This is a genomic window from Jiangella rhizosphaerae, assembly GCF_003579925.1.
GTDB lineage: Bacteria > Actinomycetota > Actinomycetes > Jiangellales > Jiangellaceae > Jiangella > Jiangella rhizosphaerae.
Genome location: NZ_QUAL01000043.1, coordinates 18,629 through 28,569, shown reverse-complemented (window position 1 = coordinate 28,569; position 9,941 = coordinate 18,629). Strand labels below are relative to the sequence as shown.

Annotated in this window: 11 protein-coding genes and 1 pseudogene; 5 read left to right on the top strand and 7 right to left on the bottom strand. The window is 72.9% G+C overall.

What is annotated here, in order from left to right:
* On the top strand, nucleotides 1-335 hold a 335-nt coding region (locus DY240_RS05245; RefSeq protein WP_199700859.1), incomplete at its 5' end, for a 2'-5' RNA ligase family protein.
* 456 nt (nucleotides 336-791) lie between these two features.
* Here DY240_RS05245 and serC read toward each other — a convergent pair.
* Nucleotides 792-1,919: a phosphoserine transaminase gene (gene serC / locus DY240_RS05240; RefSeq protein WP_119658899.1), complete on the bottom strand. Its 1,128-nt coding sequence runs from the start codon at nucleotides 1,917-1,919 to the stop codon at nucleotides 792-794.
* A 146-nt stretch (nucleotides 1,920-2,065) separates the two neighbouring features.
* Complete coding sequence (locus DY240_RS05235) at nucleotides 2,066-3,172, bottom strand: citrate synthase 2 (RefSeq protein WP_119658898.1); 1,107 nt, start codon at nucleotides 3,170-3,172, stop codon at nucleotides 2,066-2,068.
* A gap of 200 nt (nucleotides 3,173-3,372) precedes the next feature.
* Between DY240_RS05235 and pdxH the strand changes: the two genes are divergently transcribed.
* Nucleotides 3,373-3,990 (top strand): pyridoxamine 5'-phosphate oxidase, encoded by a 618-nt coding sequence (pdxH, locus tag DY240_RS05230; protein ID WP_119658906.1) that lies wholly within the window; start codon nucleotides 3,373-3,375, stop codon nucleotides 3,988-3,990.
* Between the two features lie 615 nt (nucleotides 3,991-4,605).
* Here the strand turns inward: pdxH and DY240_RS05225 are convergent.
* Nucleotides 4,606-5,286, bottom strand: a complete 681-nt coding sequence (locus tag DY240_RS05225) for a hypothetical protein (RefSeq protein WP_199700858.1) — start codon at nucleotides 5,284-5,286, stop codon at nucleotides 4,606-4,608.
* 194 nt (nucleotides 5,287-5,480) lie between these two features.
* On the opposite strand from DY240_RS05225, the gene nagA reads away from it, so the two are divergent.
* Nucleotides 5,481-6,614: an N-acetylglucosamine-6-phosphate deacetylase gene (nagA, locus tag DY240_RS05220; protein ID WP_119658897.1), complete on the top strand. Its 1,134-nt coding sequence runs from the start codon at nucleotides 5,481-5,483 to the stop codon at nucleotides 6,612-6,614.
* Here the strand turns inward: nagA and DY240_RS05215 are convergent.
* The 3 genes from DY240_RS05215 to DY240_RS05205 form a co-directional block, all read right to left on the bottom strand.
* Nucleotides 6,611-7,087: a 2'-5' RNA ligase family protein gene (locus DY240_RS05215; protein WP_199700857.1), complete on the bottom strand. Its 477-nt coding sequence runs from the start codon at nucleotides 7,085-7,087 to the stop codon at nucleotides 6,611-6,613. The two genes, nagA and DY240_RS05215, sit on opposite strands and share 4 nt — an antisense overlap.
* Nucleotides 7,088-7,196: 109 nt before the next feature.
* On the bottom strand, nucleotides 7,197-7,478 hold the full coding sequence (locus DY240_RS05210) for a hypothetical protein (RefSeq protein WP_119658895.1): 282 nt from the start codon (nucleotides 7,476-7,478) through the stop codon (nucleotides 7,197-7,199).
* On the bottom strand, nucleotides 7,475-8,275 hold the full coding sequence (locus DY240_RS05205) for a ParA family protein (RefSeq protein WP_119658894.1): 801 nt from the start codon (nucleotides 8,273-8,275) through the stop codon (nucleotides 7,475-7,477). The genes DY240_RS05210 and DY240_RS05205 overlap by 4 nt, the downstream gene beginning before the upstream one ends.
* A gap of 194 nt (nucleotides 8,276-8,469) precedes the next feature.
* On the opposite strand from DY240_RS05205, the gene DY240_RS05200 reads away from it, so the two are divergent.
* Together DY240_RS05200 and DY240_RS34000 are read left to right on the top strand one after the other, a co-directional pair.
* Nucleotides 8,470-9,153, top strand: a complete 684-nt coding sequence (locus tag DY240_RS05200; RefSeq protein ID WP_119658893.1) for a metal-dependent transcriptional regulator — start codon at nucleotides 8,470-8,472, stop codon at nucleotides 9,151-9,153.
* Nucleotides 9,150-9,465, top strand: a pseudogene (locus DY240_RS34000) (rhodanese-like domain-containing protein); the annotation flags it as partial. The gene DY240_RS05200 and the pseudogene DY240_RS34000, both read left to right, overlap by 4 nt.
* A gap of 130 nt (nucleotides 9,466-9,595) precedes the next feature.
* Here DY240_RS34000 and DY240_RS33180 read toward each other — a convergent pair.
* Nucleotides 9,596-9,856 carry a hypothetical protein gene (locus DY240_RS33180; protein ID WP_233552616.1) on the bottom strand — a complete coding sequence of 87 codons (261 nt, stop codon included), beginning with the start codon at nucleotides 9,854-9,856 and terminating at the stop codon, nucleotides 9,596-9,598.
* Nucleotides 9,857-9,941: the final 85 nt, after the last annotated feature.

Below are 9,941 nucleotides of genomic sequence, written 5' to 3'. Positions count from 1 at the left end.
GCATCGCCGGCGCCGGGCGGTTCGGGCGCGCGGTGCTCTGGGCCGGGATCGACGGCGACGGTGTCGCCCTGCGCGCGCTGGCGGGGTCGGCCCGCGCCGCCGGCCGGCGGATCGGCGCCGGGGCGGAGGAACGGCAGCGGTTCCGGCCGCACATCACGCTGGCCCGGGCCCGCGGCGCCGCCGACCTGCGGCCGTATGTCGAGCGGCTCGCCGCCTACGAGGGACCGGAGTGGCCGTCGGAGACCATGACGCTGTTCCGGTCGCACCCCGGCGGTCCCGGCCGTGGACCGCGGTACGAGGCGCTGGCCCGCTTCGCGCTGACCGGCCGCCGCTGACGCCGTCAGAGCAGCGCCGCCACCGCCACGATGAGGAGCATGAGGACCAGGGTGGCGCTCACCAGTTGCCGGGTGGTCTTCGGCCGCACCGTGGTCGCCTCCTTCGAAGATCCGTCCCGCTCAGACTACGCGCCGGCACGCGCCGGTCTTCACGCTGGTCGGCGCCGCGAATTCGCGCCGCCGTGACCAACGGCGTGACTAGATGATCAATCGGGCGGAAACGATGCCGGCCAGGCCGCCGGCCAGGGCGGATCGCCCGCTACCGCAGTGAAATGCTGACCGCGCGGATGATCGTCAGAGGACCGAACGGATGATCCCCAGGATGATCGCGGAGTTCTATGGTTGTCCCAGGAACACGACGGGGGAATGCGGTTCCGGAAGTCGAACGGAACCAACAACGCGCCCGGCCGCTGACACGAATCGCGGCCGGGCGTTGTTATTGCCGCTCGCGCCGGTCTAGGCCCCGAGCTTCTCGACCACGAAGTCGATGCACGCCGTCAGCGCCTCGACGTCGGCGGGGTCGACCGCCGGGAACATCGCCACGCGCAGCTGGTTGCGGCCCAGCTTGCGGTAGGGCTCGACGTCGACGATGCCGTTGGACCGCAGCACCTTGGCCACCGCGGCAGCGTCGATGCTGTCGTCGAAGTCGATGGTGCCGACGACCAGCGAACGCGCCTCGGGGTCGGTGACGTACGGCGTGGTGTACGGCGTCTTGTCGGACCAGCTGTACAGGTGGCTCGACGACGCCGTCGTGCGGCCGACGGCGAACTCGAGGCCGCCGTTGCCGTTGAGCCAGTCGAGCTGGTCGGCCAGCAGGAACAGCGTCGCGACGGCCGGCGTGTTGTACGTCTGGTCCTTGGCGGAGTTGTCGATGGCCGTGGGAAGGTCGAGGAAGGCGGGGACGTACCGCCCGGTGGCGGCGATCTGCTCGACCCGGGCCAGCGCGGCCGGCGAGAACGCGGCGATCCACAGTCCGCCGTCGGAGCCGAAGTTCTTCTGCGGCGCGAAGTAGTAGACGTCGGCCTGCGTGGGGTCGACCGGCAGGCCGCCCGCGCCGCTGGTGGCGTCGATGAGCACGAGCGCGTCGTCGGCGGCGCCGTCGACCCGGCGGACCGGCGCCATGACACCGGTCGAGGTCTCGTTGTGCGGCCACGCGTAGACGTCGACGCCCTCCTCGGCGACCGGCGCCGGCAGGGAGCCCGGCTCGGCCTTGACGATGCTGGGGTCGTCGAGCCACGGCGCGGTCTTGGTGACGGTGCCGAACTTCGACGAGAACTCGCCGAAGGACAGGTGCTGCGCCTTCTGGCGGACCAGGCCGAACGCGGCGGCATCCCAGAACGCCGTCGTGCCGCCGTTGCCCAGCACGACCTGGTAGTCGTCGGGGAGGTTCAGCAGGGCGGCGACGCCCTCGCGGACGCGGCGCACCAGGTTCTTCACCGGCGCCTGCCGGTGCGACGTGCCGAGGACGGCCCCGCCCTGGGTGGCGAGGGCGGCCAGCGCCTCGGGGCGGACCTTGCTCGGGCCCGAGCCGAACCGGCCGTCGGCGGGCTTGAGCTCGTCGGGGATCTGCACAGTGTCGGTCATGGCTGCGCTCCGTGTCGGGTGTCCGGTGGGTTACGGAAGTGTGACGACACTGTCAGGTAGGCCATTGTGCCGCATGATTGCGGACATGCGAGCGCCGGTCCGTCAGATGACACGGACCGGCGCGTGGCGGCGGAGGATGGTGCAGGTCAGGCGGCCCAGGCGGGATCCCAGCCGGGGACGGTGTCAGGGGTGCGGGCGCCCGGGCCGGTGTACTTGGCCGACGGACGGACCAGCCGGCCGGTCTTCTTCTGCTCGAGGATGTGTGCGCACCAGCCGGCCGTGCGGGCACACGTGAACATCGACGTGAACATGTGCGCCGGGACCTCGGCGAAGTCGAGCACGATGGCGGCCCAGAACTCGACGTTGGTGGCGAGGACGCGGTCGGGCTTGCGCTCGTGCAGCTCGGAGAGCGCGGCCTTCTCGAACGCTTCGGCGACCTCGTAGCGCGGCGCGCCGAGCTCGCGGGCGACGCGGCGCAGCGTGCGGGCCCGCGGGTCCTCGGCGCGGTAGACGCGGTGGCCGAAGCCCATGAGCCGCTCGCCGCGGTCGAGGACGCCCTTGACGTAGCCGACGGGGTCGCCCGTGCGCTCGATCTCCTCGATCATGGCCAGGACCCGCGACGGCGCGCCGCCGTGCAGCGGACCGCTCATCGCGCCGACGGCGGCGGACAGCGACGCGGCGACGTCGGCGCCGGTGGAGGCGACCACCCGGGCGGTGAACGTGGACGCGTTCATGCCGTGCTCGGCGGCCGACGTCAGGTACGCGTCGACGGCGGCGGTGTGCCGCGGGTCGGGCTCGCCGCGCCAGCGCACCATGAACTGCTCGACGATGCTGCCGGCCTGCGCCACGACGGCGTCGGGCACGGGCGCCTGCCCGGTCGAGTGCCGCGCCGACTGGGCGACGAACGAGAGCGCGGTGGACGCGCTGCGGGCCAGCTGGTCGCGGGCGTCGTCGTCGCTGGTGTCGAGCAGCGGCTGGAAGCCCCACAGCGGGGCCAGGGTGGCGACCGCGCTCTGCACGTCGACGCGGACGTCGCCGGTGCGGACCGGCAGCTCCAGCGGCTCGGCCGGCGGCAGGCCGGGATCGAACGCGCCGTCGACCAGCAGACCCCACACGTTGCCGAACGGCACCCGGCCGACGAGGTCGTCGATGTCGACCCCGCGGTAGCGCAGCGCACCGCCTTCCTTGTCGGGCTCGGCGATGTGGGTCTCGAACGCTACGACACCCTCAAGGCCATGCTTGACCTCGGTCATTGACTTCTCCATTCGTGGTGCGCTCGCGGGCCCCCACGTCCATCATGCCCCGCAACTGGTGGCTCTCCACAAGTTGCGACAATGTGAATGTGCGGTTTCCCACAGTGGCCTCGGCCACGTTCCTGTGGTGGGCGGCGCGGGAGGCCGTTCTGTCTGGAGGTGGTGACAGAGTGGAGGCCGTGGAGGAAGGACTGCCGCGGATGCGCCGGCGCTACACCGCGGGGCGGCTGCTCGAGCGCGACCTCGCGCCCGACCCGCTCGACGAGTTCCGCGCCTGGCTGCACGACGCCGTCACCATGGGCATCACCGAGCCGAACGCCATGATCCTCGGCACCGTCGGCCCCGACGGCCAGCCCAGCAGCCGATCCGTGCTGCTCAAGGGCATCGACGACGGTGCCTTCGTCTTCTTCACCAACACCGGTTCCCGCAAGGCGACGGAGATCGCCGGCAACCCGCGGGTGTCGCTGTGCTTCCCGTGGATCGCGATGGAGCGGCAGGTCCTCGTCTGCGGCACGGCCTCGACGGTGTCCAGGGCGGCCACGCTGGCGTACTGGCGGACCCGGCCGCGGGAGTCGCAGATCGGTGCATGGGCCAGCCGGCAGTCGGCGGTCATCGCGACCCGGGAGGAGCTGGAGGCGGCGGCCGCCGAGGTGGCCGAACGCTACCCGGGCGAGGTGCCGTTGCCGGAGTTCTGGAGCGGCTACCGCGTCGAGCCGGAGACGGTGGAGTTCTGGCAGGGCGGGATCGCGCGACTGCACGATCGGCTGCGCTACCGCCGCGCGGCGGAGAAGTGGGTCGTGGAGCGGCTCGCCCCCTGAGGTCGCGGCGGGCGCGGGTGGCCTCGGGTCGGTTGCGGTCAACGGTGTGAGATCACCGCGGGAGCGTGTGGCGGTGCTGTTGCTGGGGCGACACCAGAGTCACACAGACGGTGCAGCAATCTCACACCGTTGGGGGCCGACCTCGGTGATCACCGAAATCCGGTGTTGACGAGAACGCCACGTGTTGGCGCTCATGTCAACGACGCCGATAGAGCATCGCCGGTCTACCCGGTCACGGTGGTCAGTCCGGATCCACGTCGGGGAGTCGGGCGCTTATGGCGCACCGGGCCGGGCGGGCGAACGCGGAACGACCCGTGGGCTGCTTCCACGCTGCCGCGACACACGGTCGGACAGACGTGGCCCGGACGGACCAGCGCCGGGAGCCCACGGGTCGGGTGACTGCTCGGTATTGCCAGCAACCAAGCCGGCGAACACTGGGGGTCACCCCCAAGTCCTGCGACGAGCAGGGCTGCTAGCGAGCAGCCACCTCACGAGTCCGATAGCTATTCATCTACTGGACCACCTCCTCTCCGTGTGCCCACCACGTTATGCGCCCACCCATCTCCTCGGCAACGCCTTTTCCGCGCGGTGAACACGGGAACAAACCGGTGGGAGTCAGGCGATCGCGATCCACGTCGACCGGGCGCGGCCGAGCAGCCGGCCGTCGACGCCGTAGAGCGTCGAGTCGGTCCAGGTCTTGCGGCCCTCGGTGGCGACGAAGGAGCCCATGACCAGGCACGACTCGCCGGCGGACGGGACGTCGGACACGAGGGCGGTGATGCGGCCGAGCACCATCGGGCGGCCCTCGATCGGGGCCGACCAGCCGCCGGGGCAGTCGAGCGCGGCCCAGACGAACTCCGGGGCGCCCGCGACGTCGGCGCCGACCGACCACAGGCAGGCGGTCCGGCCGTCGCCGACACGGCCGGGGAAGAGGCGCAGGCCGTCGCCGGGGGAGCGGGCCGGTCCGCAGACGAAGCACTCGGGGAACGGGTGCGCCGAGAACCCGGGGTAGCGCGCCGAGATCTCCGCGACCTCGGCGACGGGCACCGGCGGGACGGCGACCAGGTCGCCCTCCGCGGCCGGAGCGGCGGCGGCCACCAGCGTGTCGCCGTCCACCAGGTCCAGACCGCCGTCGGCCGAGGATCGTACGGTCAGCGGGGTCTCCAGCGGTGGCGGCGTGCGCAGCGTCACGGTGACCGGACCGCCGCCGAGCCGCGCCGCCAGCACGCCCGCCACGTAGCCGCCGTTGCCCGACGTCGTCGGACCCCGGAACCGCGACCGCACCGTCACCGTCATCAACACTCCTCACGTCTCGGGCCGCCCACGTGGACTCCTTCGCTCCGGTCGCCTCAAGGTCCGGACCGGCGACTCGTGGGAGCCTCCGGCCCCCAGTCGTCGCCAGTATGCGCGGCCCTCCACAGGCCCACACACCCTAGACGGCCACGCGATACGGTGCGGACCGACACGAAACGAGGCCGGGAGGAACGCACATGACGGTGATCGCCGGTGCGGTGATGGTCACGCCCGACGGCGTGGTGGAGGACGGCTGGCTGGAGGTCGACCGTGGCCGCATCGCCGCGCTGGGCACGGGCACACCGTCACGCCCGGCCGACCGCGACCTCGCCGGACGCTGGCTGATCCCCGGCTTCGTCGACATGCACACGCACGGCGGCGGCGGTGGCTCCGTCGTCGGCGCCGACCCCGAGGCGGTCCGCACGTTCGTCGCCACCCACCGCCGCCACGGCACGACGTCCATCGTCGCGAGCCTGGTCACCGGCGAGTACGCCGCGCTCGAGCACGACGTGCGGGCGCTGGCCGAGCTGGCCGGCGACGGGCTGATCGCCGGCGTCCACCTGGAGGGGCCGTGGATCTCCCCGGCCCGCAAAGGCGCCCACGACGAGCGGGCCCTGCGCACCCCGGAGCCGGCCGCCGTCGAGCGGCTGCTGGCCGCCGGCGTGGGAACGGTCCGCATGGTCACGCTCGCGCCCGAGCTGGAGCACGGCCTCGACGCCGTCCGCGCCGTCGTGGACGCGGGCGCCGTCGCCGCCGTAGGACACACCGATGCCAGCTACGACATCACCCGGCAGGCCATCGACGCCGGGGCGACGGTCGCGACGCACCTGTTCAACGCGATGGCGCCGGTCCACCACCGCGACCCGGGCCCGATCGTCGCGCTGCTGGAGGACGACCGCGTCACCGTCGAGCTGATCCTCGACGGCGTCCACCTGCACGCCGCGATCGCCCGCCTGGTCCGCGGCGCGGCCGGCCCGGAGCGGGTCGCGCTCGTCACCGACGCGATGGACGCGACGGACATCGGCGACGGCGAGTACGTGCTCGGCGAGCTCGCCGTACGCGTCGAGAACGGGGTCGCCCGGCTGGTCGAGGGCGGCTCGATCGCCGGCAGCACGCTGACCATGGACCACGCGTTCCGGTTCGCCGTCGAGCAGGCGGGGTTCACCGTGCCGGAGGCGGTGCGCGCGACGTCGGCGACGCCGGCCCGGCTGCTGGGCATCGACGGCCGCACCGGCGCGCTCGCCCCCGGCCTCGACGCCGACCTCGTCGTGCTCGACGCGGACCTGACGGTCGACGCCGTCATGGCCCGCGGCGAGTGGGTCGCGCCCTAACCCGGTGCGTCGAGCCGCCAGGTGGTCAGCACCCGGCACCGGTGCGGCTCGTACCACACGAGGTCGACGCGGTCGGCGACGCAGCTCACCGGGACCGCGTCGCCCAGCCGGTCGCGGGTCGACTCCACCGTGACGTCGACCGAGTGCTGGTCCAGGGTGACGTGCGGCACGATGTCGGGGAACTGCCCGCCGTACGGGGGACACTGCGGGAACGCCGCCACGAACCGCTCGGTGAGCGCCCGGAACGGCTCGGCCGGCTCCGGCGCGAGGTAGATGACGCCGTTCGGGAACGTCTCGAGGCGGCGCAGCGCGAACGCGATCGGCGCCGTCTCCGCGAGGATGGCCGCCACCACCTCGAGGGACGTGGCGTCGGGCGCCGGCAGGAACGGCGCCAGCACGGTGACGTGCGCGTGCGTGAAGCCGGGGTCGGGCGAGAGGTACGCGCGGTCGTAGTGCTCGTACCGTTCCCGCACGAACGACTCCACGGCCGGCACGGGGATCTGCAGGACCGTGAACCCGGCCCGGTCACCGTCGCCCTCGGGGTGCTCGCCGCCGCTCGGAACCTCGCGGCCGGCGTCGGAGCTACTCGTCGGCCCAGGCGCGCAGCACGTGTGCCGCGGCCTCCTCCGCCGTCCAGCCGTACGACTCGGCCTTGCGCCGCAGCCGCTTGCGGTCGCGCTTGGACAGCGTCACGAGCAGTTCGGCGTCGTCGTCGGCATGGACCTTCTTCTTGTGCTTCTTGGCCGCCTTGGCGACGGCGGTCTCGTCGACGGCCATCGAGGACAGGTGCGGCGCGGCCGGGCGGACCGTGCCGTCGCGGCCACGGATCAGCGCGGGCCGCGGCGCGGGCAGCGACGAGCTCATGGTCTGCCACCTCTCGAGAACGGGCCGGCGCCGGCCCCGGCCGAGCTCAACAGCGGCGGGAGATAGCCGGCGAAGATGCGGCTGACCTCGCGCGCACCGGGCGACGGCCAGCGCTGGATGGGCACCCCGGCGCCCTGGGCGCGGGCGACGGCCGAGCGCTCCGGCAGCACGGGGTCGATGACCAGTTCGCGGTAGGCGGCGATCAGCTCGTCGAGCCGGAACCGGTGTTCGGCCGCGCCGGCGCGGAACCGGTTGACGACGATGCCGGCCGGCCGCAGCCGCAGGTTGTGCGCGCTGCGGACGGCGTCGACGGCGTCGAGCGCCTGCTGGGCGCCGGCCAGCGCGAACGCCGTCGGCTCGGTGACGACGAGCGCGGTGTCGCTGGCCGCCAGGGCGTTGCGGGTGAGCTCGGCGAGACTGGGTGGGCAGTCGATGAGGACGAGGTCGGCGTCGCGCAGGCCGGCGAGGGCGGCGCGCACGTGGTGCCGACCGGGCCGGCCGTCGAGGGGGTGGTTGCGCCGCTCCAGCGCGGGCTCACCGGCGAGGACGCGGACCGGCTCGCCCCAGCCGCTCACCGCGAGGGCGTCGCCGACGGGCACCGGCCGGTCGCCGGTGAGGACGTCGTTGGCGGTGAACCGCACATCGCCGGGCGCGAGGACCGTCGTGGCGTTGGCCTGCGGGTCGAGATCGACGACGACGCAGCGCAGCTTCTGTGCGGCCGCCGCGCCGGCCAGCCCGAGCGCGACGGTCGTCTTCCCGACGCCGCCCTTGAGGCTCAGGACGCTCACCACCGGCACTCGGTGAGTCTCCCATGGCGCGAGCTCCGGCGTCTCGGTCCGGGGGGCGGCGATCTGATCGGAACCGGAAACGAGACGCGGTCGCGATAAGCTCGACGTATCAACCCGGCCCCGGCGGGTTGTGGGCGACCGACGGCACCAGCGGGCCGCAGCGCCAATCGAATTTTTCAGAGTCATGCGAGGAGAGCCGTCGGGTGAGCGACCTCATCGATACGACAGAGATGTACCTCAAGACGATCTTCGAGCTCGAAGAGGAAGGCATCGTCCCGCTCCGAGCGCGCATCGCCGAGCGGCTGCACCAGTCCGGTCCCACCGTCAGCCAGACCGTCGCCCGCATGGAGCGCGACGGCCTGCTGCACGTCGACGAGGACCGTCACCTCGAGCTGTCCGAGAAGGGCCGGCTGCTGGCCATGCGGGTCATGCGCAAGCACCGCCTGGTCGAGCGGCTGCTGGTCGACGTCATCGGGCTCGACTGGGAGCTGGTGCACAACGAGGCGTGCCGCTGGGAGCACGTCGTCTCCGAGGCGGTCGAGCGCCGCCTGGTCGACCTCCTGCACGAGCCGTCCGCCGACCCCTACGGCAACCCCATCCCGGGCCTGGCCGAGCTGGGCAGCTCCACGGTCGTCGAGGACTTCCGCTCCGGCGTCCGCCAGCTGCGTCAGGCCGGCACCGTCGACGGCGCCGAGGTCACCGTCCGGCACATCGGCGAGCCGCTGCAGGTCGACGAGAAGCTGCTGGCGAGCCTGCGCGAGGCCGAGATCGTCCCCGGCCGAACGGTGCGGGCCACCACCACCGACAACGGCGTCCAGGTACGCAGCACCGAGACCGTCGAGCTGTCCGCCGCCGACGCCTCGCACATCTTCGTGAGCGTCCCGTGAGCGCAGCCGAGGTCTCCGTCGACGAGCTGGCGGCGCAGTGGAAGACCGGCGACGCCGCCATCGTCGACGTCCGCGAGCCCGGCGAGTACGTCGAGGCGCACATCCCCGGCGTCCAGCTGATCCCGATGGGCTCGGTCATCGAGCAGATCGACGACATCCCGCGCGACCGCACCGTGTACGTCGTGTGCGCGGTCGGCGGCCGCAGCGCGCAGGTGGCCGACTACCTCGACGCGCAGGGCTACGACGTCCGCAACGTCGCCGGCGGCACCCACGCGTGGATCCGCGCCGGCCACCCGGTCGAGACCGGCCTGCNTCGCCGGCGGCACCCACGCGTGGATCCGCGCCGGCCACCCGGTCGAGACCGGCCTGCCGGAATAGCCCGGGGACGACCGAGCGGCGGGCGGCCGCATGGCCGCCCGCCGAGTCGTGGGTGGGGGAACGGTCAGAGCCGGCGGACGTGCCGCACCAGCATCGCCGGGGTCTCACGGACCCCGCGGCCCTGCGGCGCCACGACGCCGGTGATCTCGACGTCGTCGCCCAGCTCGGCGGCGTTGTCGAACGGGCCGAGCAGCTCGAACCGCTCACCGGCGGCGTCGAGCTCGAGGAACCCCTCGCGCTGGGCGAGCACGAGCCTGCCCCGGCGGGTGACAGCGGTGAGCGGGTCGGTGAAGTCCGACATGGTCTCGAACTGACTCCTCGTCATGAGCACTGAGTATGGATGGCCGATTCGGCCGCCGTCCGGGAAATGCCCGGATTGGTCCCGGAGGGTCATGCAAATACCGAGGGCG